Source organism: Pseudomonas sp. G3-39 (assembly GCF_054790485.1).
This window is the reverse complement of the sequence record NZ_CP186497.1, coordinates 3,787,725-3,810,597: the sequence shown is the minus strand read 5'-3', so window position 1 is coordinate 3,810,597 and position 22,873 is coordinate 3,787,725. Positions and strand designations below refer to the sequence as shown.

At 58.6% G+C, this 22,873-nt stretch carries 22 protein-coding genes and 1 tRNA gene; 17 read left to right on the top strand and 6 right to left on the bottom strand.

Features of this window, described 5'->3' with window-relative positions:
* Positions 1 to 381 precede the first annotated feature (381 nt).
* The 11 genes from thrS (at position 382) to ACOYXG_RS16810 (ending at position 9,203) form a co-directional block, all read left to right on the top strand.
* The gene (thrS, locus tag ACOYXG_RS16860; RefSeq protein WP_007961251.1) at positions 382 to 2,304 is read left to right on the top strand and encodes a threonine--tRNA ligase; all 1,923 of its coding nucleotides are present in this window, start codon (positions 382 to 384) and stop codon (positions 2,302 to 2,304) included.
* Entirely contained in the window at positions 2,304 to 2,855 is a 552-nt protein-coding gene (gene infC, locus ACOYXG_RS16855) for a translation initiation factor IF-3 (protein WP_170929410.1), read from the top strand. Before thrS ends, infC begins: the two co-directional genes overlap by 1 nt.
* A gap of 60 nt (positions 2,856 to 2,915) precedes the next feature.
* Complete coding sequence (gene rpmI, locus ACOYXG_RS16850) at positions 2,916 to 3,110, top strand: 50S ribosomal protein L35 (RefSeq protein ID WP_002553160.1); 195 nt, start codon at positions 2,916 to 2,918, stop codon at positions 3,108 to 3,110.
* 28 nt (positions 3,111 to 3,138) lie between these two features.
* Positions 3,139 to 3,495 carry a 50S ribosomal protein L20 gene (gene rplT / locus ACOYXG_RS16845; protein WP_002553161.1) on the top strand — a complete coding sequence of 119 codons (357 nt, stop codon included), beginning with the start codon at positions 3,139 to 3,141 and terminating at the stop codon, positions 3,493 to 3,495.
* A 109-nt stretch (positions 3,496 to 3,604) separates the two neighbouring features.
* Positions 3,605 to 4,621 (top strand): phenylalanine--tRNA ligase subunit alpha, encoded by a 1,017-nt coding sequence (gene pheS, locus ACOYXG_RS16840; protein ID WP_047597387.1) that lies wholly within the window; start codon positions 3,605 to 3,607, stop codon positions 4,619 to 4,621.
* Positions 4,622 to 4,647: 26 nt separating this feature from the next.
* Positions 4,648 to 7,026: a phenylalanine--tRNA ligase subunit beta gene (pheT, locus tag ACOYXG_RS16835; RefSeq protein ID WP_460352910.1), complete on the top strand. Its 2,379-nt coding sequence runs from the start codon at positions 4,648 to 4,650 to the stop codon at positions 7,024 to 7,026.
* Positions 7,027 to 7,029: 3 nt separating this feature from the next.
* Positions 7,030 to 7,332: an integration host factor subunit alpha gene (gene ihfA / locus ACOYXG_RS16830; RefSeq protein ID WP_002553164.1), complete on the top strand. Its 303-nt coding sequence runs from the start codon at positions 7,030 to 7,032 to the stop codon at positions 7,330 to 7,332.
* Positions 7,313 to 7,669: a MerR family transcriptional regulator gene (locus tag ACOYXG_RS16825; protein ID WP_003179985.1), complete on the top strand. Its 357-nt coding sequence runs from the start codon at positions 7,313 to 7,315 to the stop codon at positions 7,667 to 7,669. Before ihfA ends, ACOYXG_RS16825 begins: the two co-directional genes overlap by 20 nt.
* An 88-nt stretch (positions 7,670 to 7,757) precedes the next feature.
* A tRNA-Pro gene (locus tag ACOYXG_RS16820) sits at positions 7,758 to 7,834 on the top strand.
* Positions 7,835 to 7,924: 90 nt separating this feature from the next.
* A complete protein-coding gene (locus ACOYXG_RS16815) occupies positions 7,925 to 8,587 on the top strand; it encodes a DUF2625 family protein (protein ID WP_460352908.1) in 663 nt (220 codons plus the stop codon).
* Between the two features lie 193 nt (positions 8,588 to 8,780).
* On the top strand, positions 8,781 to 9,203 hold the full coding sequence (locus tag ACOYXG_RS16810) for an RDD family protein (protein WP_097088693.1): 423 nt from the start codon (positions 8,781 to 8,783) through the stop codon (positions 9,201 to 9,203).
* A 30-nt stretch (positions 9,204 to 9,233) separates the two neighbouring features.
* Here ACOYXG_RS16810 and ACOYXG_RS16805 read toward each other — a convergent pair whose 3' ends face one another.
* On the bottom strand, positions 9,234 to 9,494 hold the full coding sequence (locus tag ACOYXG_RS16805) for a hypothetical protein (protein ID WP_027611570.1): 261 nt from the start codon (positions 9,492 to 9,494) through the stop codon (positions 9,234 to 9,236).
* Between the two features lie 351 nt (positions 9,495 to 9,845).
* Positions 9,846 to 11,453, bottom strand: coding sequence for an RNA repair transcriptional activator RtcR (gene rtcR, locus ACOYXG_RS16800; RefSeq protein WP_460352905.1), 1,608 nt, complete (start codon positions 11,451 to 11,453; stop codon positions 9,846 to 9,848).
* Between the two features lie 204 nt (positions 11,454 to 11,657).
* On the opposite strand from rtcR, the gene ACOYXG_RS16795 reads away from it, so the two are divergent.
* From ACOYXG_RS16795 to ACOYXG_RS16775, 5 genes are all read left to right on the top strand, one after another.
* Positions 11,658 to 13,205, top strand: a complete 1,548-nt coding sequence (locus ACOYXG_RS16795) for an RNA-binding protein (RefSeq protein WP_460352903.1) — start codon at positions 11,658 to 11,660, stop codon at positions 13,203 to 13,205.
* 335 nt (positions 13,206 to 13,540) lie between these two features.
* The gene (locus ACOYXG_RS16790; RefSeq protein WP_027611573.1) at positions 13,541 to 14,767 is read left to right on the top strand and encodes an RtcB family protein; all 1,227 of its coding nucleotides are present in this window, start codon (positions 13,541 to 13,543) and stop codon (positions 14,765 to 14,767) included.
* Between the two features lie 14 nt (positions 14,768 to 14,781).
* Positions 14,782 to 15,570, top strand: a complete 789-nt coding sequence (locus ACOYXG_RS16785) for a nucleotidyltransferase domain-containing protein (RefSeq protein ID WP_460352901.1) — start codon at positions 14,782 to 14,784, stop codon at positions 15,568 to 15,570.
* 8 nt (positions 15,571 to 15,578) lie between these two features.
* Positions 15,579 to 16,607, top strand: a complete 1,029-nt coding sequence (gene rtcA, locus ACOYXG_RS16780) for an RNA 3'-terminal phosphate cyclase (protein WP_247269516.1) — start codon at positions 15,579 to 15,581, stop codon at positions 16,605 to 16,607.
* 106 nt (positions 16,608 to 16,713) lie between these two features.
* Positions 16,714 to 17,043, top strand: coding sequence for a hypothetical protein (locus ACOYXG_RS16775; protein ID WP_007961262.1), 330 nt, complete (start codon positions 16,714 to 16,716; stop codon positions 17,041 to 17,043).
* A gap of 57 nt (positions 17,044 to 17,100) precedes the next feature.
* Here ACOYXG_RS16775 and ACOYXG_RS16770 read toward each other — a convergent pair whose 3' ends face one another.
* A complete protein-coding gene (locus tag ACOYXG_RS16770) occupies positions 17,101 to 17,514 on the bottom strand; it encodes a VOC family protein (RefSeq protein WP_097088705.1) in 414 nt (137 codons plus the stop codon).
* Positions 17,515 to 17,716: 202 nt separating this feature from the next.
* On the opposite strand from ACOYXG_RS16770, the gene ACOYXG_RS16765 reads away from it, so the two are divergent.
* Positions 17,717 to 19,528 carry an ABC transporter ATP-binding protein gene (locus ACOYXG_RS16765; RefSeq protein ID WP_103367631.1) on the top strand — a complete coding sequence of 604 codons (1,812 nt, stop codon included), beginning with the start codon at positions 17,717 to 17,719 and terminating at the stop codon, positions 19,526 to 19,528.
* Here the strand turns inward: ACOYXG_RS16765 and ACOYXG_RS16760 are convergent.
* The 3 genes from ACOYXG_RS16760 to ACOYXG_RS16750 form a co-directional block, all read right to left on the bottom strand.
* Entirely contained in the window at positions 19,525 to 20,469 is a 945-nt protein-coding gene (locus ACOYXG_RS16760; RefSeq protein ID WP_285375849.1) for an alpha/beta hydrolase, read from the bottom strand. The two genes, ACOYXG_RS16765 and ACOYXG_RS16760, sit on opposite strands and share 4 nt — an antisense overlap.
* Before the next feature lie 109 nt (positions 20,470 to 20,578).
* Positions 20,579 to 21,577 carry an NAD(P)H-quinone oxidoreductase gene (locus tag ACOYXG_RS16755; protein ID WP_150369105.1) on the bottom strand — a complete coding sequence of 333 codons (999 nt, stop codon included), beginning with the start codon at positions 21,575 to 21,577 and terminating at the stop codon, positions 20,579 to 20,581.
* A gap of 61 nt (positions 21,578 to 21,638) precedes the next feature.
* On the bottom strand, positions 21,639 to 22,829 hold the full coding sequence (locus ACOYXG_RS16750) for a YbfB/YjiJ family MFS transporter (protein ID WP_460352897.1): 1,191 nt from the start codon (positions 22,827 to 22,829) through the stop codon (positions 21,639 to 21,641).
* Positions 22,830 to 22,873 lie beyond the last annotated feature (44 nt).

Here is a 22,873-nt window from a genome sequence, read left to right as displayed (position 1 = left end):
TCGGAAACTCCTTGGGTTGATATCGGCGACGATTCTCAGCCTATTTGAGGCAAAGCGTATATCCCAAGTTCACTTCGCGCCGCAAAAATGCGCAAATCAGCAACACCTCAATTCGATGACGTCGATGACCGCTCATCTGTGCTAGCATGCCGGGCTCAAGCGTTCTCAGGCTCCGGTTGGCCTTCAGCCCCGGCAGCGGTCAGCGTGCGAAAAATTCTGATTTGAATCCCAGTCACTCTGGTTCGGTTTTCCGGTTGGCCGCAAGGCTCCTGCCGCTGTAAGGCAGGCGTTCGTCATTGAATGGCCTGGATCGGATCTTGTACTGGCTCATCCCAACCCACGTGACCTTTGGTAGGGGTCACCACTAGGAGAGGAGGCGCCATGCCAACTATTACTCTTCCCGACGGCAGTCAACGTTCATTCGATCACCCGGTTTCCGTAGCCGAGGTCGCCGCATCCATTGGTGCCGGTCTGGCCAAGGCCACTGTGGCCGGCAAGGTCAACGGCAAGCTGGTCGACGCCTGCGACATCATCGACAGCGACGCGACGCTGCAAATCATCACGCCAAAGGATGAAGAGGGGCTGGAGATCATTCGCCACTCTTGTGCGCACCTGGTTGGCCACGCGGTCAAGCAGCTGTACCCGACTGCGAAAATGGTCATCGGCCCGGTTATCGACGAAGGCTTCTATTACGACATCGCCTTCGAGCGTCCTTTTACGCCGGACGACATGGCCGCCATCGAACAGCGCATGCATCAGCTGATCGACAAAGATTACGACGTCATCAAGAAAGTCACTCCGCGCGCCGAAGTGATTGAAGTGTTCAAGGCCCGCGGCGAAGACTACAAGCTGCGTCTGGTTGAAGACATGCCGAACGAGCAGGCCATGGGCCTGTACTACCACGAAGAATACGTCGACATGTGCCGCGGCCCGCACGTGCCGAACACGCGTTTTCTGAAATCCTTCAAGCTGACCAAGTTGTCCGGCGCCTACTGGCGCGGCGATGCCAAGAACGAGCAATTGCAGCGCGTTTACGGCACAGCCTGGGCTGACAAGAAGCAGCTGGCGGCTTACATCCAGCGCATCGAAGAAGCGGAAAAGCGCGATCACCGCAAGATCGGCAAGCGCCTGGGCCTGTTCCACACACAGGAAGAAGCGCCGGGCATGGTGTTCTGGCACCCGAACGGCTGGACTCTGTATCAAGTGCTCGAGCAGTACATGCGCAAGGTGCAGCGTGACAACGGCTACCTGGAGATCAAGACCCCGCAAGTGGTCGACCGCAGCCTCTGGGAGAAATCCGGGCACTGGGCCAACTACGCCGACAACATGTTCACCACCGAGTCGGAAAGCCGCGACTACGCCATCAAGCCGATGAACTGCCCATGCCACGTGCAGGTGTTCAACCAGGGCCTGAAGAGCTACCGCGAGCTGCCGATGCGTCTGGCCGAGTTCGGTGCCTGCCACCGTAACGAGCCATCAGGTGCGTTGCACGGCATCATGCGTGTGCGTGCGTTCACTCAGGACGACGCTCACATTTTCTGCACCGAAGAGCAGATGCAGGCCGAATCCGCGGCGTTCATCAAGCTGACCATGGACGTTTACCGCGATTTCGGCTTCACCGACGTCGAGATGAAACTGTCCACTCGTCCGGAAAAGCGCGTGGGTTCCGACGAACTGTGGGATCGCGCCGAAGCGGCACTGGCGGCGGCCCTTGATTCTGCGGGTCTGCCGTATGATCTGCAGCCGGGTGAAGGTGCGTTCTACGGTCCGAAAATCGAGTTCTCGCTGAAAGATTGCCTCGGTCGCGTCTGGCAGTGTGGTACCTTGCAGCTCGATTTCAACCTGCCTGTCCGTCTGGGCGCCGAATACGTCTCCGAAGACAACAGCCGCAAACACCCAGTGATGCTGCACCGGGCGATCCTCGGTTCGTTCGAGCGTTTCGTCGGGATTCTGATCGAGCATTACGAAGGTGCATTCCCTGCGTGGCTCGCGCCAACCCAGGCAGTGATCATGAATATCACTGATAAACAGGCAGATTTCGTTGCTCAGGTTGAAAAAACTCTCAACGAAAGCGGATTTCGTGCCAAGTCCGACTTGAGAAATGAAAAGATCGGCTTTAAAATCCGCGAGCATACTTTGCTCAAGGTTCCCTATCTTTTGGTTATCGGAGATAAGGAAGTCGAGATGCAGACTGTCGCTGTGCGTACTCGTGAAGGTGCTGACCTGGGCTCGATGCCCGTCGCCCAGTTCGCTGAGTTTCTCGCGCAAGCGGTTTCCCGGCGTGGTCGCCCAGATTCGGAGTAATTATTATTAAGCGTGAAATGAGACAAGATAAACGAGCTGCACCGAAAGCCCCGATCAACGAGAATATCTCGGCACGCGAGGTTCGGTTAATTGGCGCTGATGGCGAGCAGATTGGCATCGTCTCGATTGATGAAGCGCTTCGTATTGCTGAAGAAGCAAAGCTTGATCTGGTAGAAATCTCTGCTGACGCAGTCCCACCGGTTTGCCGGGTGATGGACTACGGCAAATCGATCTTCGAGAAGAAGAAGCAGATTGCAGCAGCGAAGAAAAACCAGAAGCAGATTCAGGTAAAAGAAATCAAGTTTCGTCCAGGGACGGAGGAAGGGGATTACCAGGTAAAACTGCGCAACCTGGTACGTTTCCTGAGTGACGGGGACAGGGCCAAGGTATCCTTGCGATTCCGCGGCCGTGAGATGGCCCACCAGGAGCTGGGGATGGAACTCCTCAAGCGGGTTGAAGCTGACCTGCTCGAGTACGGTTCGGTCGAACAGCATCCTAAGATGGAAGGACGCCAGCTGATCATGGTCATCGCCCCGAAAAAGAAGAAGTAATCAACAGGGCACGGCAGGCCTTCTGATTATGTTTATCAACTGAATGCGGAGTATCCGAACATGCCAAAAATGAAAACCAAAAGTGGTGCTGCTAAGCGGTTTCTGAAAACTGCTAACGGTATCAAGCACAAACACGCTTTCAAGAGCCACATCCTGACCAAAATGTCGACCAAGCGTAAGCGTCAACTGCGCGGTAGCAGCTTGCTGCATCCGTCTGACGTGGCAAAAGTCGAGCGCATGCTGCGCCTTCGTTAATTTTAGTCAAGAATAGAGGAAGTAACTCATGGCTCGTGTAAAGCGTGGCGTCATTGCCCGTAAGCGTCACAAAAAAATTCTGAAACTTGCTAAAGGCTACTACGGCGCACGCTCCCGCGTATTCCGTGTTGCCAAGCAAGCGGTAATCAAGGCAGGCCAATACGCCTACCGTGACCGTCGTCAGAAAAAACGTCAGTTCCGCGCTCTGTGGATCGCTCGTATCAACGCTGGTGCTCGTGTTAACGGTCTGTCCTACAGCCGTTTCATCGCTGGCCTGAAAAAAGCGTCCATCGAGATCGACCGTAAGGTTCTGGCTGATCTGGCAGTGAACGAAAAAGCGGCGTTTGCTGCGATTGTCGAGAAAGCTAAAGCCACCTTGGCTTAAGTACCCCCGACAGTCACCCGGCCTCACCTCTGTGGGGCCAGGTGTTAAACGTCATAAATAGGGGAAGAGCCTTCAAGCTCTTCCCCTATTTTGTATCTGGAGTCTGTACATGGAAAACCTGGATGCGCTGGTCTCTCAAGCACTAGAGGCTGTGCAAAGCGCTGAAGATATCAATGCCCTGGAGCAAATCCGGGTTCAATACCTTGGCAAAAAGGGTGAATTGACTCAGGTGATGAAGACCCTGGGGAATTTGCCGGCAGAAGAGCGTCCGCAAGTCGGCGCCCTGATCAACGTTGCCAAGGAGCGTGTTACAGGCGTTCTCAATGCGCGCATGGCTCTGTTTGAAGAAGCCGAACTGGCTGCCAAACTGTCTGCCGAATCCATTGACGTGACGTTGCCGGGCCGTGGCCAGACCTCCGGTGGTCTGCATCCGGTGACCCGGACTCTGGAACGAGTCGAGCAGTTCTTCACCCGCATCGGCTACGGCATCGCCGAAGGCCCTGAGGTCGAAGACGACTATCACAACTTCGAAGCGCTCAACATTCCAGGCCATCACCCGGCCCGGTCGATGCATGACACCTTCTATTTCAATGCGAACATGTTGCTGCGCACCCATACCTCGCCGGTACAGGTCCGCACCATGGAGTCCAGGCAGCCGCCGATCCGCATCGTCTGCCCAGGCCGTGTGTATCGCAGCGACTCCGATATCACCCACTCGCCGATGTTCCACCAGGTCGAAGGCCTGCTGGTCGATCGCGACATCAATTTCGCCGACCTCAAAGGCACCATCGAAGAATTCCTGCGGGTGTTCTTCGAAAAAGAGCTGGCCGTCCGTTTCCGTCCTTCGTACTTCCCGTTCACCGAGCCATCCGCTGAAGTCGACATGGAATGCGTGATGTGCAGCGGTAAAGGCTGCCGCGTCTGCAAGCAGACCGGCTGGCTGGAAGTCATGGGCTGCGGCATGGTGCACCCGAACGTGCTGCGCATGTCCGGCATCGATCCGGAAGAGTTCTCCGGTTTTGCCTTCGGCATGGGTGTCGAGCGTCTGGCAATGCTCCGTTACGGCGTGAACGACTTGCGTCTGTTCTTCGACAACGACTTGCGGTTCCTCGCGCAATTTCGCTAGTCGTAACGAATTCTTAGGAGAGCAGGATGAAATTCAGTGAACAATGGCTGCGTGGCTGGGTTAGCCCGCAGGTAAGTCGCGACGAGCTGGTTGCTCGTCTGTCGATGGCGGGTCTGGAGGTCGATAGCGTGACCCCGGCCGCCGGTGTATTCAGCGGCGTGGTCGTGGGCGAGGTGCTGAGCACCGAGCAGCACCCTGATGCCGACAAGTTGCGTGTGTGCCAGGTCAGCAATGGCGCGGAAACCTTCCAGGTCGTGTGCGGTGCGCCAAACGTGCGTCCGGGCCTGAAGATTCCGTTCGCCATGATCGGTGCCGAACTGCCGGGCGACTTCAAGATCAAGAAGGCCAAGCTGCGTGGCGTCGAGTCCAACGGCATGCTGTGCTCGCAAGCCGAGCTGCAGGTCGGTGAAGGCAACGACGGTCTGATGGAACTGCCGGCCGATGCGCCGGTGGGCGAAGATTTCCGTGTGTACCTGGATCTGGAAGATGCCAGCATCGAGGTCGACCTGACCCCGAACCGTGGCGACTGCCTGTCGCTGGCCGGTCTGGCCCGTGAAGTGGGTGCGCTGTACGACACGCCGGTCACTCGCCCGGTGGTCATGACCATTCCGGCTGTGCACGATGAAGTGCGTCCGGTAGAAGTGCTGGCGCCTGCCGCCTGCCCGCGTTACCTGGGTCGTGTCATCCGTAACGTTGATCTGTCCAAACCAACCCCGCTGTGGATGGTTGAACGTCTGCGCCGCGCCGATGTGCGCAGCATCGACGCTGCCGTCGACATCACCAACTACGTGATGCTTGAGCTGGGTCAGCCACTGCACGCTTTCGATCTCGCCGAAATCAATGGCGGCATCCGCGTGCGTATGGCGGAAGAGGGTGAGAAGCTGGTTTTGCTCGACGGTCAGGAAGTCAGCCTGCGTAGCGATACCCTGGTGATTGCCGACCACACCCGCGCTCTGGCGATTGCCGGCGTAATGGGTGGCGAGCACAGCGGTGTGTCCGCAACCACTCGCGACGTTTTCCTGGAAAGTGCCTTCTTCGATCAGATCGCTGTGGCGGGCAAGGCTCGTTCCTACGGCCTGCACACCGACGCCTCGCACCGTTACGAGCGTGGCGTGGACTGGCAACTGGCCCGTGAAGCCATGGAGCGCGCCACTGGCCTGCTGCTGGAAATTACCGGTGGTGAAGCCGGCCCGATCATCGAGACCGTCATTGAACAGCACCTGCCGTCGATCGCGCCGATCACCCTGCGTGCGCAGCGCATCACCCAGATGCTGGGGATGGAAATGGATTCGGCGCAGGTCGAGCGTCTGCTCAGCGCCTTGGGTCTGAAGATTTCCGCTGACGGCGCAGGGCAGTGGCGCGTAGAAGTGCCAAGTCACCGCTTCGACATCAGTCTGGAAGTCGATCTGATCGAAGAGCTGGCGCGTCTGTACGGCTATAACCGTCTGCCGGTTCGTTACCCGCAAGCGCGTCTGGCGCCGCAAGCGAAGGCTGAAGCACGCAGCGAATTGCCTGAGCTGCGTCGTCTGCTGGTAGCCCGTGGTTATCAAGAAGCGATCACTTACAGCTTCATCGATCCGAAACAGTTCGAACTGTTCAACCCGGGCGTTGAGCCGCTGTTGCTGGCCAACCCGATTTCCAATGATATGGCTGCCATGCGTTCCTCGCTGTGGCCGGGCCTGGTCAAGGCGTTGCAGCACAACCTGAACCGCCAGCAGGATCGCGTGCGTCTGTTCGAAAGCGGTCTGCGCTTCGTCGGTCAGCTGGAAGGTCTGAAGCAAGAACCGATGCTGTCGGGTGTTGTTTGCGGCAGCCGTCTGCCGGAAGGTTGGGCGCAGGGTCGCGACACCGTCGATTTCTTCGACGTGAAGGCTGATGTTGAAGCGGTGTTGGGCTTTGCCGGTGCACTGGATACCTTCACTTTCACTCCGGGTAAACACCCGGCGCTGCACCCGGGTCAAACCGCGCGCATCGAACGGGACGGGCGTGAAGTCGGCTTTATCGGTGCGATTCACCCCGAGCTGTCCAAAGCCCTGGGCCTGGATCGTCCGGTCTTCGTCTTCGAGCTGGTTCTGGCTGAAGTCGCTTCCGGAAAAATGCCGCAATTCCACGAGTTGTCGCGTTTTCCTGAAGTGCGTCGTGACCTTGCACTGATCGCACACAAAGACGTCGCGGCCTCGGCTGTATTGGACGTAATTCGTGAAAATGCAGGCGAATGGCTCACGGATCTCAGGCTGTTTGACGTGTATCAGGGTAAAGGTATTGATCCTGATAGAAAAAGCCTTGCAGTTGGCTTGACCTGGCAGCATCCATCGCGCACTCTTAATGACGATGAGGTGAATTCGACGACGCAAAATATCCTCACCTCGCTCGAACAAAGGTTGAACGCCACGTTAAGGAAGTGACGTATGGGGGCTTTGACGAAAGCTGAGATGGCGGAACGTCTGTATGAAGAGCTGGGCCTGAACAAGCGGGAAGCCAAGGAATTGGTTGAACTGTTTTTCGAGGAAATCAGGCACGCTCTTGAAGACAACGAGCAGGTCAAATTGTCCGGTTTCGGCAATTTCGACCTTCGGGACAAACGCCAGCGGCCTGGCCGCAACCCGAAAACGGGGGAAGAAATCCCGATCACGGCTCGCCGTGTGGTCACCTTTCGTCCAGGGCAGAAGTTGAAGGCCCGAGTTGAGGCTTATGCTGGAACCAAGTCATAACGACGAACTACCCGTCATCCCGGGCAAACGCTACTTCACCATTGGTGAAGTCAGCGAGCTGTGTGCGGTAAAGCCACACGTGCTGCGCTACTGGGAGCAGGAGTTTCCTCAACTCAACCCCGTCAAACGCCGCGGAAACCGCCGGTATTATCAGCGCCAGGATGTGCTGATGATCCGGCAGATCCGCGCGCTCCTTTACGATCAGGGATTCACCATCGGCGGCGCACGCTTGCGTCTGTCCGGTGATGAAGCCAAAGACGACACCACCCAGTACAAGCAAATGATCCGCCAGATGATCGCTGAGCTTGAAGATGTACTGGTGGTGCTCAAGAAATAAAAAGCTGCGTTTGAATACTTCCAGTTTTCAAAAGCTTGCGATATATTCTTGAGCGCTCTTCGAGACGAGGGGCGGGTTTCAAACCAGTCGGGGCGTAGCGCAGTCCGGTAGCGCACTAGCATGGGGTGCTAGGGGTCGAGTGTTCGAATCACTCCGTCCCGACCATTATTCCTGAGTAAAATCAGACACTTAAGCCGATCATCTAGATCGGCTTTTTTGTGCCTGCGCAAAGCTCGCGCAAAAAAAGGTCGCTGGATGAAAAATTTGGATCACTTGATAGACAAGCGGGATCCGGCGCTGCCCATCATTGAAAAAATGCTGGGGGAAGCCGTACTCAACTATCAGTTACTCCCTCCCTCCACCGAAAATGGCAGAGTTCTTTCAGGTCTTCAGCTCACGACTAAATCGACTTTAGGTGCGATCGCCTTCGAAACGGGTGGGCTGTTGATTGATCACGGCTGGTTACGTGAGCTCGGCTCCGGGCATCTGCAATTACCGCGAAATCTTCTGGATTGGAATGGCGGCCGTGCTGATGCTTATATGTTGGTCGCCGACGATGCCGCTGGAGGTTTTTTTGCTCTCAATGGCGGTGGTTTGGGTGAAGAAGTTGGGGCGATGTATTACTGGGCGCCTGACACGCTCTTGTGGGAGCCATTGCACATTGCTTACACCGACTTCCTTGGTTGGGCGTTGAGCGATCGGCTTGCGACCTTCTACGACGGTTTGCGCTGGAACGGCTGGATTCGCGACCTGCAGGCGCTGGAAGCGGATCAGTGCTTTTCGTTTTTCCCATTTCTCTGGACTCGGGAAGGCTCAGTCGAAAAGAGTCGCCGTACGGCGATTGATGTTAGCGAACAGTTCGAAATGAATGTCGAGTTGGCACGCAAGCTCGGCAAAGGTTCTGCGCAGTTACTCTGATGTCGGGTTAATACTCTGCCTGTCAGGGCTGATTTCCTTCTACTTCTTTACCTTCAGTGAGCCGAGCCATGTGCAGCAGTATTGCGGGGTTTGATAGACCGTACTGTCAGTGCGCTCGCCTCTGAAGCGCCACTAAATATTGGCGATCGGGTGCCGATACTTAGTCATCTAAATTCCGATCGAGCGAAGGCGCATGGACATCAGCAATACCAGCAGTGAATATCAAAAGCCGAAAAATCTCGCAGGGCTGGGCCGTCGCTGGGGTGGGCAGATCATCGATACGTTGATCACCTACTTTTTGATCCTCTTCGTAGGACGGCTGGCGGAGTTTATTGGTTTGCCGCCAAATGTGGTGGCTGTCCTGGCTCTTGGTACGGGTGTGGCGTATTACCTGTTTTCCGACGCAATGCCCAACGGGCAAAGCCTGGGTAAAAAGCTGCTGGGGATGTCGGTGATTGATGAGCGTAGCTACTTGAACTGCAATCTGTATCAATCGTTCATACGCAATATCACAACGCCGTTTCTGAACATCCTCGACTGGATTTTCATTTTCTTTGGCTCGCGCAAACGCCTGGGCGACATGCTTGCGTCAACAATTGTGATTCGTGTCAGGTGAGTCAAGTGGGCGACGGCAGTCGCCCAAGTGTTAAGGTTTCGAATCTTGCTGAATATCCTCCGAGTCACTGGAGGTTGCGGCGTCCTTCTGCGTTTCTTGCGGTTCGGCGCCGGAGTTTGAGCCTGACGCTTCTTCGCCTTTTTTATTGGCCTTTTCCTCGTTGGACTCTGAGCTTTGCGCCTGATTTGTGCCGGAGGAGGCCGTCGGTGTTGCTGCCGAACTGGTCTGCGTGAAGAGCGAGCCAGTCAACAGCAGGCTTGCAAGCGTCAGGGTTGCAATCGACTTGTTCATGATCTGAGTCTTCCGCGCGATGTGGGTAACTCTTTGGAGGCATGAACAGGCCTAAGGTGCTGGCCGTTGGACGAGCGGTAAAGTCACAGATACCCGGCCCAATGTGAAAGTAGAAGGATTTCTACCAAGCCGACCACAAACATGACCGCGACAAAGCGGCGCGAAAACACACGATTACTGCGCCGCCTTGATCTGAAGTCATCGTAAGCGACGAGTGCTGCCAGGAAATCAAAAAGCTCGCTCAAGTTGTAGTGGCTCTCATGGGGCATTATTTTTCGGGTGGCCGGCAATGAATGTCGAGCTTATGAGTGCATCTGCTTTCGTGCAAGCTGTGTGCCTCAGTCGAGGGCGCTATATTTTGCGGCCTTGCAAGTCGGCCCATTCAATCCCGAAGCGGCTCAGGTATTTTCTCAAGCGATCTGCATCATTCGGCTGCGCCTTGGCCTGGCGCGATACGCCGAACAGTCTGCGTCCGGCATCCGACAGGCTGTCCGCTTGCTGACATACTTCAAGCACCGCTTTCAATTGCAGTCGATCAAACAGGTCGAGGCTATCGGCGTCTCCCGGGAGGTCATCCGACACGCCGTCCGGTTGCGCCAGTCCCCACGCATAACGCAGTCGATCGATTTCTTCCTGCACTTGCGCCTCATCAATTCGTCCGCTGTCCGCCAGCGTGGCCATCCGGGTAATCGACGCTGACAGTTCGCGAAAGTTGCCCAGCCATGCCGCTTCGCGAGAGCTGGCGAAGGCGAGGTAGCGCCGCCGCGCTTCGAGGTTGAAGCGCACCAGTTGGCCGTGATCGCGAGCGTGACGTTCGAGCTCGAAATCGATGTTGGGCTCGATGTCTTCGCGGCGGCCGGCCAGGCCGGGCAAATCAAATGTCCAGAGGTTGATGCGTGCGTACAGATCCTCGCGGAACAGGCCTTCGGCAACGCGGCTGCGCAGATCGCGGTGAGTGCCGGCGATGATCAGGAAGTCGCTGTCGACCTCCTTGTCGGAGCCAAGCGGAAAGAAGCGCTTTTCTTCGATAGCCTTGAGCAGCATCGCCTGTTCGTCCGCGCCCAGCTCACCGATTTCATCGAGAAACAACATGCCGCCGTCCGCTGCCCGTAGCAGGCCGTCGCGGGCGTTCTGCGCTCCGGTGAATGCGCCTTTGACGTGACCGAACAGAGCCGACATCGCACCGTCGCCCCGCAGGGTGGCGCAGTTCACCTCAACAAACCGGCCCTGCATTTGATGGCGGCTGCGTTTGAGTTCATAGATGCGTCGGGCGAGAAACGATTTGCCGGCGCCGGTCGGACCGATCAGCAGCATGGGCGCCTTGGAGCGCACGGCCACGCGTTCAATCTGTTCGATGGAGCGGTTGAACGCCGCGTTACGGGTGGCGATGCCGGACTTCAAGAACTCCAGGCCCTCGAGGCGTTTGTTGGCGAAACGCGAGGCAATGCGGTCATAACGCGACAGGTCGAGGTCGATCAGCGCGTGAGTGCCGGTGGCTTGTTCATCTTCGCTTTTGCGTCGGGCGGGGGAGGTCTGGATCAGGCGCGCCGGCAGATAGCGTGCTTCGGTCAGCAGGAACCAGCAAATCTGCGCGACGTGGGTGCCGGTGGTGATGTGAACCAGATAGTCCTCGTGCTCGGTATCGAAGCTGTAGGCCGTCGTGAAGTCATGCAGTGCGCCGTAGACCTCTTCGAAATCCCACGGATTGCGCAGTGCCATGGGGTGCAGGTGTACCTCGGTTTCCGGCGAGACCTGCTGGATATCGGCGCGAACCCGTTCAGCGAGGCTGATGTCGCGCGCGTCGATACCGTGAATCAGTTCCAGACGATGGATCAACACGTCCGGTTGCTGGCACAGGCCAACGCTCGGTCGCCAGTGGCTCCAGCGATTGGCGCCTTTGCCAACGCGGTCCAGGGTGGCGCCGATAAAACCGATGGCGACGGTGCGTTTGTTGGGCATGGCTATCTCAAAAGATAAATGACGATATCAAATGATAGGTTTCTCACACTGGGTTTGTCTTCGGTTCAGCCCAAAGAAATCGATAAAAAATAAAAAAACTATATAAATCAATAAGATAAAAAATAAATTTTGCGCCTCTCAAAAACTGGCACAGCCGCTGCAATACCTATCGCAACGAACAGGACAACACAGCGAGACGCCACGATGGCCAACGTCAAACTCTTCAACACGCAATCGAAACAGCTGCCAGCCTGCGACACTTTGAATGCCTCCGGCGCCTCGGCATATGCCCACACGCCGAAGCATCAACTGGCCCAGCTGGCGGTCACCGGTTGCCTGAACCAGACGTTTTACGCCAGTGCAGAGAGTCAACTGGATCAAGTATTGAAGCTGGTGGCTGAACTCGACAGCCGTTTCGTGGCGAAGGCTGCTGTCTACGCTCGCCATAAGGGCCACATGAAAGACATGCCGGCGTTGTTGCTCGCGGCGTTGACGGCGAACCGTTCGGCGTTGGTACCTGAGGTGTTTGAACAAGTGATCGACAGCGGCAAGATGTTGCGCAACTACGTGCAGATCCTGCGCAGTGGCGCCACCGGGCGCAAATCCCTTGGTTCGCAACCCAAACGTCTGGTGCAGAACTGGCTGAACGGCGCGACCGAACGTCAACTGCTACAAGCGTCGATTGGCAACCAGCCATCGCTGGCGGACGTGGTGAAGATGGTTCACCCCAAGCCGGCTGAGGCCTGGCGCGAAGCGTTCTTCGCCTGGCTGATCGGCAAACCGGTGGATGTGCAGGCATTGCCCGAGTTGACCCGTGATTTGCTGGCATTTCGCAGCGGTGCGAGTCGCGAAGTCCCCGCGGTACCGTTTCAACTGCTCGGCAACGAAATTCTGAGCAAAGAGCAATGGGCGGCGCAGGCTTGCAACATGGGCTGGCAGGGGTTGCGCATCAACCTCAACACCCTGGCGCGGCATGGCGCGTTCGAGGTTCCGGGTTGCGTCGAGTACGTGGCCGCGCGACTTGCAGATCCGCAAGAAGTGGCCAAGGCGCGGGTTTATCCGTACCAGTTGCTGGCGGCCTACCGGATGGTTGGCGATAACGTACCGCTGCAGATCCGCGAGGCGTTGCAGGATGCACTTGAGTTGTCGCTGGCCAACGTGCCGAAGCTGGAAGGCGCGGTGGTGGTTTGCCCGGACGTATCGGGTTCAATGGGCAGCCCGGCGACCGGTTATCGTCAGGGTGCAACCACCGCAGTGCGTTGCATTGATGTGGCGGCACTGGTCGCGGCGGCGGTGTTGCGCAAACAGCCGGCGGCGCGGGTGATGCCGTTCGAAGTGACGGTGGTGGATATCAAGCTCAACCCACGGGACAGCGTGATCAGCAATGCGGAGAAACTGGCCGCGGCCTTTGGCGGCGGCACCAACTGCTCGGCGCCATTGAAGAAACTGGCGGACAGCAAGGCCAGGGTCGATACGTTGATTCTGGTATCGGACAACGAGTCCTGGATCGACACGCGGCGCCGTGGTGCCAGTGAGACCATGCTCCAGTGGGAGCGCATCAAGCGGATCAACCCGCAGGCACGGCTGGTGTGCATCGATATCCAGCCGGGTTATGCAACGCAGGCAGCCGACCGCGACGACATTCTGAATGTCGGCGGTTTCAGCGATGCGGTGTTCGATGTGGTCGAGCAGTTCACCAGCGGTCGTTACGGTGCCCAGCACTGGGTCGAAGCGATCGAGAAGATGCAATGAATTGATTTGTCACAGGCGCTGAATGCCGGTGGGACTACATCCAAGACGTCTCATCAAACCCTTGTCAGCGTGTGTGACGGCACGAATGCCTGATGGCTGTACATCTGAGGCCGGTTAACCCCGGTGCGCGGCGACGCGCAACAGTCATCAACTTTTGTCGTGCCACCTTATTGAAAAAGAAGGCAGCGAATGCAACAGGTACTCCATCGGAACGCGGGTTCGAATCCCGCCCCGGCAACGGGGGCTCGACTGGCAGAGCCACAGTGTCTGTTTTTTTGTCGCTGCACATGACGGAACAACGCCGAATCATCGGCCAACGAATAAAGAATAGAGAAATGAAAGCACACACTTACCAACTGCTCGAAGTCGCCAACGGCAAGCCGATCAAACTCTGGACTGAAGGCGTCCCGGTGGAAAACGAGGCCCGCGAGCAGCTGATGAACACGGCAAAGATGCCATTCATCTTCAAGCATCTGGCGGTGATGCCGGATGTGCATCTGGGCAAGGGCTCGACTATTGGCAGCGTGATTCCGACGGTGGGCGCGATCATCCCTGCGGCCGTCGGCGTGGACATCGGTTGCGGCATGATCGCCGCACGCACGTCGCTGACCGCAGCCGACTTGCCGGACAATCTGCAAGGTCTGCGCAGCGCCATCGAGCAAGCGGTGCCCCATGGCCGCAGTTCGAACCGTTCTCGGCGCGACAAGGGCGCATGGGACGAGATTCCGCAGCAAGCCGATCAGGCCTGGGCGGGGCTTCAGCCACGTTTCAAACTGATCACCGACAAGTACCCGAAACTGACCAACACCAACAACCGTGGGCATCTGGGCACGCTCGGCAGCGGCAACCACTTCATCGAAGTGTGCCTGGATGAAGCCAACCGGGTCTGGTTCATGTTGCACAGTGGTTCTCGCGGTGTCGGCAACGCCATTGGCAACCTGTTCATTCAGATGGCTCAGGCGGATATGCGGCAACACATCGCCAACTTGCCGGATCGTGACCTGGCGTACTTCGAAGAAGGCAGCCAGCACTTCGATGATTACGTGGAAGCGGTGAGCTGGGCGCAGGACTTCGCCAGACAGAACCGCGAATTGATGATGCGCGCGGTGATTCAGGCCACGCGCCAGATCATTCGCAAGCCGTTCGAGGTGGCGCTGGAAGCGGTCAACTGCCACCACAACTACGTGCAGAAAGAGCGGCATTTCGGCGAAGAAATCCTGGTCACCCGCAAAGGCGCGGTGTCGGCGAAGAAAGGTGAACTCGGGATCATTCCGGGTTCGATGGGCGCCAAGAGTTTCATTGTGCGCGGCCTGGGCAACGAAGAGTCGTTCAGCTCCTGCAGCCACGGCGCCGGCCGCACCATGAGCCGAACGAAGGCAAAGAATACATTCACCGTCGAAGACCAGATCCGCGCCACGGCGCATGTCGAGTGCCGCAAGGATGAAGCGGTGATCGACGAAATTCCGATGGCCTACAAGGACATCGACAAAGTCATGCACGCCCAGCGCGAGTTGGTGGAAGTGCTGCACACCCTGCGGCAAGTGGTGTGCGTCAAAGGATAAAAGGATCAGCAGTTATGGAATTTGCAGAACGCCACCCGCTGTGCGCCACGATGCGTGCGCGGGTACTGGAAGAGTTGGCGCGTGTAGAGCGCGAGCGCAATGTCACGGTGTTGTACGCCTGTGAGTCCGGCAGTCGGGCCTGGGGCTTTGCCTCGACCGACAGCGATTACGACGTGCGGTTCGTGTACGTGGAAAAACCGCAGTGGTTCGTTCAGGTCGACACGCCGCGCGCTGTGATCGAGCGGCCATTGGACGATGAGCTGGACGTCAGCGGCTGGGAACTGCGCAAGACCCTCGGGTTATTGCGCAAGTCCAATCCGACGTTGCTGGAGTGGCTCGACTCGCCATTGGTGTACCGCAGCGAAAGCGCGCAGGTTGCGCAACTGCGTGAGCTGGCCGAAGCGTTCTACAGCCCGCCGGCAGCCCGCAACCACTATCTGTCGATGGCGAAAAACAACTTTCGCCAGTACCTGCAAGGCGACAGCGTACGGTTCAAGAAGTACTTCTACGTGCTGCGGCCGTTGCTGGCGGTGCGCTGGATCGATCAGGGGCGTGGGCGTCCACCGATGACCTTCGCCGACCTGCTGACCACGGTCGACGACCGCGCACTGCTGGCTGAAGTCGACGAGCTGCTGGCACTTAAACGCAATGCCGACGAGCGCGCCTACGGCCCGCGTCGTCCGGCACTGCACAGGTTCATCAATGCCGAACTCGAACGCGATGTGCCCACATTACTCAGAACTCAGGAAGACTCGCGACGACTGGATGACTACCTCAGGGACATCGTCAGGTTGTATGCGTAAGGATTGAAATGGAACCGCAAGTGATTGAACTGGACGGCGCGATTGGCGGCGGTCAGGTGTTACGCAGCGCGCTGAGCCTGTCGATGGTGACGGGCCAGGCGTTTCGCATTAAACAGATTCGTGCCCGCCGCAGTCGGCCGGGATTGTTACGCCAGCATTTGACGGCAGTGATGGCGGCCGCCGAAGTCTGCGGCGCACGGATCGCGGGAGCGGAACTGGGCTCGCAGGAGTTGCGCTTCGAGCCGGGAGCGATTCGTTCGGGTGATTACCGGTTTGCGATCGGCACGGCCGGTAGTTGCACGTTGGTGTTGCAGACATTGCTGCCGGCACTGTTGCAGGCGCCGGGCACAAGTCGCGTACGGATCAGCGGCGGTACGCATAATCCGTTGGCGCCGCCTGTCGATTTCCTTACGCGCAGCTGGTTGCCGTTGATGCGGCGCATGGGTGCCGGCATTGAGCTGGATCTGCTGCGTCACGGCTTTGTCCCGGCCGGTGGCGGTGAGATCGACGTCACGGTGCAGCCGTCGCAACTGACGCCGCTGGACCTGTGTGAGCGTGGGGCGCTGCTGTCGCAGCAAGCCTTGGCGCTGACGGCCGGTCTCGCACCGAGCGTCGCCGAGCGTGAACTGAATCAGGTGGCGAAACGCATGCGCTGGGCAGCGGAAACTTTGCATCCGATCACGCTCGACCCGGCGCGTGGCCCCGGTAACGTGCTGTTACTGGAGTACGTGTTCGAGCAGGTCACCGAAGTCTTCAGTGCCTTTGGCCAGGTGTTGTTACGGGCGGAGAAGGTCGCTGATAGCGCAATCAATCAAGCGACAGACTGGTTACGCAGTGACGCTGCGGTGGCGGAACACCTCGCCGACCAGTTGCTGCTGCCGATGGCGCTGGCCGGTGGCGGATCATTCACTACCCCAAGAATGACCGAGCATCTGCACAGCAACATCGCGGTGATCGAGCGCTTCTTGCCGGTCACTATCGAATGCTCGGAAGCGGGCCCCGAGCGTCTGCGGGTTGAGGTCCGCAACGGTCGCTGACCGCGTCGCAAGCCCGGATCAATCTCGCGAATGCGGCAATTTGCTGGCCCCCAGGCTTGGGCTTCCCCGGCAAAATCGCCTTTTTTCAAAAGGTTAGGTTGGCTATATGCGGACGATTGTCATAACCGTTGCAACGCTTTCCCTGGCTGCTTTCGCTTCGGCCATTGAAGCGAGAGAGTTGAGCAAGAGTCACCGGTTTGCCTGTACGTGGGGCTCGGACATCGCCGCCGGCGCACAACAGTCGAAGCTCTCGGGGATCTCGTTGTACGGCGCGCGCAAGCAGTTGCAGGTGCGCAAGTTCCAGCAACCGTGGATGCGCATGACGGCAATGGGGATTACCGAGCAGACCTACAACAGCACGTCGAAGCTCAAACCTGCAGCGGTCAAGCAGACCTATTACGAACAATGCGTGCGGCATGAGCTGGCCCAGCGATAAATCGAAAAGCCCAACCTGAAGAGGTTGGGCTTTTTCATGCCTGACGAAACGTCGGCGTTACTTGTCAGTCTCGCAATTGACCATCCACGACACGCCGAAGCGATCGACCAGCATACCGAACCGGGCGGCCCAGAAAGTCGCCTCTAGCGGCATATCGACGCGACCGTCCTTGGCCAGTGCATTAAACACCCGCTCGGCTTCGGCAATGCTGTCGACGTTGAGTGAAATCGAGCAACCACTCATACCCCCGGTCGGCCGGTCAGGCGTGGTGTCCGAGGCCATGATCATCTGGTCGCCAACCTTCAGGCAGGTATGGATGACCAGGTTGTGGTGCTCTTTCGGTACGTGTTCGGCGGCGGGTGTTTCGCCGAAGGTCATGATTGCTTCGAGTTTTCCTTGCAGCGCTTGCTCATAAAAGGTGAAGGCTTCACGGCAGTTGCCGTTGAAGATCAGGTAGGGATTGATTCGCATGATGGCGTTCCTGGCAGTAGGCGCGGAGAGAGGCGATGTTCGCCAGGTTCCGCGAAAGGCGGTTAAACCATAGCAAAGCATTGGACGCCGCAACGGCCAGAGTTTTTCCAGATGTTTTTCTTCTGAAAACGCCGCGCTTCAGCACGGATAAAACCTGCGGAGTACCATGACACCCTGTACGACCTATCGAGCTTGTTCTGCCATGCCTTTGATTTCCCGCTTCAACGCCCTGTTCGATCAGGCCCGGCGCGCCTTGCTGTTGGTCTGGGCGACCTCACGCGGGTTATTTCTGGGCCTGGTGCTGGCGACCCTGATAGCGGGTGTCCTGCCGGCGCTGGCCGCATGGCTGGGTCAGCGCATTGTCGATGCGGTGGTGACGGCGATGCAGTTGCACGCGCAACAGGGCGATGCACCCCTGTGGCCGGTGTTGCGTTATGTGCTGATGGAGGCGGGCGTGCTGGCGTTGTTGTCCGGTACGCAACGGGCGCTCTCGGTGCAGCAGTCATTGTTGCGGGTGCAGTTGGGGCAGAAGGTCAACACGCTGATTCTGGAAAAGGCGCAGACCCTGTCGCTGGTGCAGTTCGAGAACTCCGAGTTCTACGACAAGCTGGTGCGCGTGCGCCGCGAAGCCTCGACCCGGCCGCTGGCGTTGGTGATGAAGTCGCTGGGGCTGATCCAGAACCTGATCATGTTGATCAGCTTCGGTGTGCTGCTGGTGCATTTTTCGCCGTGGGCACTGCTGTTGCTGGTGATCGGCGCGTTGCCGGTGTTCTTTGCCGAGGCGCATTTCTCCGGCGACGCTTTCCGCCTGTTCACCCGCCGGGCCCCGGAGAGTCGGCAGCAAAATTACATCGAAACCTTGCTGTCCCACGAAGCCTATATCAAAGAGGTCAAGCTGTTCGGCTTTGCGCCGTTGCTGCTGCAGCGTTATCGGGACACTTTTGCCAAGCTCTACGCCGAGGATCGGCGCCTGACATTGCGTCGTGATGGCTGGGGTTTCGGTCTCGGCTTGCTCGGTACAGGGGCGTTCTATCTGGCTTATGCCTGGGTGGTGATCGATGCGGTGCACGGCAATATCAGTCTCGGTCAGATGACCATGTACCTGGTGTTGTTCAAGCAGGGGCAGAGTGCGGTCAGCAGCAGCCTGAGTGCGATCAGCGGTTTGTATGAGGACGGTCTGTACCTGTCGAGCCTGTATGAGTATCTGGCCGAACCGGTGTTGGCTGATTGCGGTCATCTCACCGTCGGCGCGCATCCGGGTGATGGCCTGCGTTTTGAGAACGTCGGTTTCCGCTATCCGGGGGCCAGCCGTGCAGCACTGGAAGGCATCGACCTGCACCTGGTGCCGGGCAAGAGTGTGGCGCTGGTGGGGGAGAACGGCTCAGGCAAAACCACGCTGATCAAATTGCTGACGCGCCTGTATCGGCCCGATCAGGGGCGGATTCTGCTTGATGGCAGCGATTTGCAGGATTGGGAAGAGAACACATTGCGGCGGCGTATCGGCGTGATTTTTCAGGACTACATTCGCTACCAGTTCACCGTGGGCGAAAACATCGGCGTGGGGGATACCTCGGCGTTCAACGATGAATCGCGCTGGCAGGCCGCAGCGGCCGAAGGCATGGCCGCGCCGTTCATTGAAGGCCTCGACCGTGGCTATGCCACGCAGTTGGGCCGCTGGTTTGCTGGCGGTCAGGAGTTATCGGGCGGGCAATGGCAGAAGATTGCCTTGTCTCGGGCCTATATGCGCCGCGATGCCGACATCCTGATTCTCGACGAGCCGACCTCGGCGCTGGATCCGGCAGCGGAAGCGGCAGTGTTCGAGCATTTCAGCCAACACACCGAAGGGCGCATGACCTTGTTGATTTCCCATCGCTTTTCCAGTGTGCGCAATGCCGATCAGATCATGGTGCTGGAGGGCGGACGGATACTGGAGAAGGGCGATCACAACAGCCTGATCGCTGCAAACGGGCACTACGCCAAGCTGTTCGATCTGCAGGCTCGCGGCTATCGCTAGGAATCCTGCGCGCTGCGCACCAATGCTGGGCCGGCCACGCGCGGCGCGGGTTTGGACTGCATCATCGCATCGATCGCCTTGCGATAATTCTGCCCGCCCAGCGCCATGCTGTTGTTGTGGGTGGCACCCGGCACCAACAGCAGTCGTTTCGGTTGTCGGGCGGCGTTGAACAGTTGCTCGCTGAAACGTGGCGGCACGAATGCGTCGGCCATGCCGTGCACCACCAGCAATGGCATGTGAATCTCGGCGATCTTGTCGATGGAGTCGAATTTCTGCGACAGCAGCCAGCGCACTGGTAGCGAAGTGTTGGCCACGGCGGCAGCCACGTCGGCGAGAGAGGTGAAGGTCGATTCGATCACCAGACCTTTGACCGGCAGCGGTGTCTTGTCCCGTGCGGCGTCCTGGCCGAGTTCGGCGGCCAGATCAATAGCCACGGCGCCACCCAGTGAGTGGCCGTAGATCAGGCGCTTGCTCGGGTCGGGCTGCAGGAGTTTGAAGCGCTCCCACGCCACACGGGCGTCTTCATACACGCTGCTTTCCGAAGGCAGATCGCCCTTGCTCTGGCCGAAACCACGGTAGTCGATGGCCAGTACCGAGTAGCCGGCCGCGCGCAATTGCTCGATGCGGAACAGCTGTCCGGTGAGGTTCCAGCGCACGCCATGCAGATAGAGAATCGCCGGAGCGTTCGGTCGTTCCGCAGGCCACCACCAGGCATGAATATTCTGCCCGGCCTTGAAGCTCTTGGGCTGCAAGTCGAGTTCCTGCACGCTGCCCGGCAAGCCGTGATACCAGCCGGCCGTGCCCGGTTCGATGCGAAACAGCAGTTTGCGCTCGGTGTGCTCGAGCACCGCACAACTCGTCGGCACGCCAATGATCAGCGCAGCCATGCAGGCGAACGCCAGACGGCGACGACGCAAACGGGTCATGAAGGACAGGAACATTAAACGGTTCACCACAGCGCAGACAAAGAAGGCTTTTTACCAGAAGGCTCGGTCTGCGCGTGACTTTTTCGATCACCGTCTACTCGCAACGATTACAAAATGCTGCGGCTCAGCCCACGCGCAGAACGATTTTGCCGATGTGGTCGCCACCTTCCATGCGCGCATGCGCCTGGGCCGCATCGTTCAGCGAATAAACCTTGTCGATGATCGGCAGGCAGCGTCCGGCGGCCAGCGCCGGCCAAACGTGTTCGCGCAGTTGCTCGGCAATTTCGGCCTTTTCCTCAGCGGTTCGCGCACGCAGCAATGAGCCAGTGATCACCGCACGCTTGGCCATGATCGCCAGCAGGTCGATGTCGTTGGCCTTGCCGCCACCGAGAAAGCCCAGCATCACCAGCCGGCCATCCATCGCCAGCGCGCTGACATTACCGTTGAGGTACGAAGCGCCCATGATGTCGAGAATCGCGTTAACGCCTTGGCCAGCAGTTTTTTCGGCGATGACCGTGGCGAAATCCTGCTCGCGATAATTGATCGGCTGCCCACCCAGTTTGCTGATTGCCGCGCATTTATCGGCACTGCCTGCGGTGGCGAAGGCTTCGATGCCGAACTCGCGGCAGAGCATCAGCGCGGTGGTGCCGATGCCGCTGGTGCCGCCGTGAATCAGCACGCGCTGACCGCGCTGAACGTCGCCGAGGCCGAACAGGTTGGCCCACACGGTAAAGAAGGTTTCCGGGATAGCGGCGGCCTGCACCCAATCCAGTCCATCGGGGATCGGCAGGGTTTGTCCGGCCGGGACGTTGCAGTATTCGGCGTAACCGCCACCGTTGGTCAGTGCGCAGACCTTGTCCCCCACGGCAAACTGACTGACACCGGCACCCAGCGCCACCACTTCGCCGGCCACTTCCAGACCGGGGATCGGGTTCATGCCCGGCTTCATCGGGTATTTACCGGCCCGTTGCAGGGCGTCGGGGCGATTGATTCCGGCGGCATGCACGCGGATCAGCACTTCACCGGCTGCAGCGACGGGCAGGGGCACACGTTTGGCTTGCAAGACGTCCGGGCCACCGGGTTCAGTGATTTCGATCCGGGTCATTTCGTTGGGCAAAGTCATGTCGATTCCTGTTGCTTGAGGTTCTGAAGATGGGAGCGCAGCCCGCAGGCAATGATTCCCTTCAATTTTCACAGACGCGTGGTTCAGTCGCTGAGGGCAGCCATTTCAGGGCGTGCTCCAACAAAATCGCCACGACAATCGCCCCGGCGGCGATCACGAAAAGCATTGCGTGCTGACCGCCCGTGGCATTGAACAGCGCCGAATAGGCAAAACCGGCCAGCGCCTGAAACGTGGCAAACGATACGGTGGCGCGGCTCCAGGCGATTTGCTGGCGATGGTGATCCGGTACCAGTTCATGCACGCGGGCCAAGGCCAGCGGGACGATGCCCGGCGGGAATGAACCGATGATCACTGCCAGTACGGCCAACGCCATGAAAGAGTGGGAAACCGCCAGCAGTCCCAGCGCAATCGCCTGCACCACCAATACCAGCCGAATGCCCATCCGCGCGCCAAGCCGATCCGCGAGAAAGCCGTAACTTACCGGGCCGACAATTGCGCCCAGGCCATACATCACCCAAATCAGTGCACCAATCTGCGCCCCGGCACCGAGCCCGCGAGCCACGTAATCCACCAGAAACACCATGGCCGGCACCAGACCTGCGGCCATGAATGCGTATTGGCCGAACAGCAAATAGACGGCGGAGGGGGTTGGCTCAACCGTCGCGCCTGCGTGAGTGGCGGTCGGGTGCGGTAGATCAGCAGGCCAGCCAAACCAGCTTATTGCGGTCAGCAACAACGACAATCCGCCCAGTCCCAACCAGGTGGCGTGCAGGCCCATATTCAACAAGGGCGGGACGATGGTTCCGGAGGCGGCGATGCCCAGGCCGATACCGAGAAAAATCGCACCGCTGGCCAGTCCTTTGCGGGATGCCGGCACGTGGGACAGAACAGTCGCCGCCACCAGCACCATAATTGCGCCGCCGGTAATCCCCGACAACAACCGCCAGCCAAAGAACCAGATCACCGACAATGGAAATGCACAGGCAAAAAACGCTGCGGTGACCAGCAGCATCATCAGTCGCAGGGCGTTTTTATTGCCCAGTTGCCGCGCTATCGGCCGGCCGAGCAGGGCGCCGATCAGATAGCCGACCAGATTGGCTGCGCCGAGGTAGACCACGTCGTTGGCAGAAAACCACTGCGCCTGAATCAGCGAGGGAATAAGCGGTGTGTAGGCAAAACGCGCCAGACCAATGCCGACCAGGCTGGCGCAGAGTCCTGAGAAAATCGGTAACGCTGAGGTGGATGTACGCATGACAGCATTCCTGAGGAAGGTCTATGGCGCTCAGGATATCGGCT

Excerpts from the sequence above, each read along its gene's own strand:
- thrS (WP_007961251.1), top strand. The coding sequence starts at position 382 with ATGCCAACTATTACTCTTCCCGACGGCAGTCAACGTTCATTCGATCAC.
- rpmI (WP_002553160.1), top strand. The coding sequence starts at position 2,916 with ATGCCAAAAATGAAAACCAAAAGTGGTGCTGCTAAGCGGTTTCTGAAA.
- rplT (WP_002553161.1), top strand. The coding sequence starts at position 3,139 with ATGGCTCGTGTAAAGCGTGGCGTCATTGCCCGTAAGCGTCACAAAAAA.
- pheS (WP_047597387.1), top strand. The coding sequence starts at position 3,605 with ATGGAAAACCTGGATGCGCTGGTCTCTCAAGCACTAGAGGCTGTGCAA.
- pheT (WP_460352910.1), top strand. The coding sequence starts at position 4,648 with ATGAAATTCAGTGAACAATGGCTGCGTGGCTGGGTTAGCCCGCAGGTA.
- ihfA (WP_002553164.1), top strand. The coding sequence starts at position 7,030 with ATGGGGGCTTTGACGAAAGCTGAGATGGCGGAACGTCTGTATGAAGAG.
- ACOYXG_RS16825 (WP_003179985.1), top strand. The coding sequence starts at position 7,313 with ATGCTGGAACCAAGTCATAACGACGAACTACCCGTCATCCCGGGCAAA.
- ACOYXG_RS16815 (WP_460352908.1), top strand. The coding sequence starts at position 7,925 with ATGAAAAATTTGGATCACTTGATAGACAAGCGGGATCCGGCGCTGCCC.
- ACOYXG_RS16810 (WP_097088693.1), top strand. The coding sequence starts at position 8,781 with ATGGACATCAGCAATACCAGCAGTGAATATCAAAAGCCGAAAAATCTC.
- ACOYXG_RS16805 (WP_027611570.1), bottom strand. The coding sequence starts at position 9,494 with ATGAACAAGTCGATTGCAACCCTGACGCTTGCAAGCCTGCTGTTGACT.
- rtcR (WP_460352905.1), bottom strand. The coding sequence starts at position 11,453 with ATGCCCAACAAACGCACCGTCGCCATCGGTTTTATCGGCGCCACCCTG.
- ACOYXG_RS16795 (WP_460352903.1), top strand. The coding sequence starts at position 11,658 with ATGGCCAACGTCAAACTCTTCAACACGCAATCGAAACAGCTGCCAGCC.
- ACOYXG_RS16790 (WP_027611573.1), top strand. The coding sequence starts at position 13,541 with ATGAAAGCACACACTTACCAACTGCTCGAAGTCGCCAACGGCAAGCCG.
- ACOYXG_RS16785 (WP_460352901.1), top strand. The coding sequence starts at position 14,782 with ATGGAATTTGCAGAACGCCACCCGCTGTGCGCCACGATGCGTGCGCGG.
- rtcA (WP_247269516.1), top strand. The coding sequence starts at position 15,579 with ATGGAACCGCAAGTGATTGAACTGGACGGCGCGATTGGCGGCGGTCAG.
- ACOYXG_RS16775 (WP_007961262.1), top strand. The coding sequence starts at position 16,714 with ATGCGGACGATTGTCATAACCGTTGCAACGCTTTCCCTGGCTGCTTTC.
- ACOYXG_RS16770 (WP_097088705.1), bottom strand. The coding sequence starts at position 17,514 with ATGCGAATCAATCCCTACCTGATCTTCAACGGCAACTGCCGTGAAGCC.
- ACOYXG_RS16765 (WP_103367631.1), top strand. The coding sequence starts at position 17,717 with ATGCCTTTGATTTCCCGCTTCAACGCCCTGTTCGATCAGGCCCGGCGC.
- ACOYXG_RS16760 (WP_285375849.1), bottom strand. The coding sequence starts at position 20,469 with ATGTTCCTGTCCTTCATGACCCGTTTGCGTCGTCGCCGTCTGGCGTTC.
- ACOYXG_RS16755 (WP_150369105.1), bottom strand. The coding sequence starts at position 21,577 with ATGACTTTGCCCAACGAAATGACCCGGATCGAAATCACTGAACCCGGT.
- ACOYXG_RS16750 (WP_460352897.1), bottom strand. The coding sequence starts at position 22,829 with ATGCGTACATCCACCTCAGCGTTACCGATTTTCTCAGGACTCTGCGCC.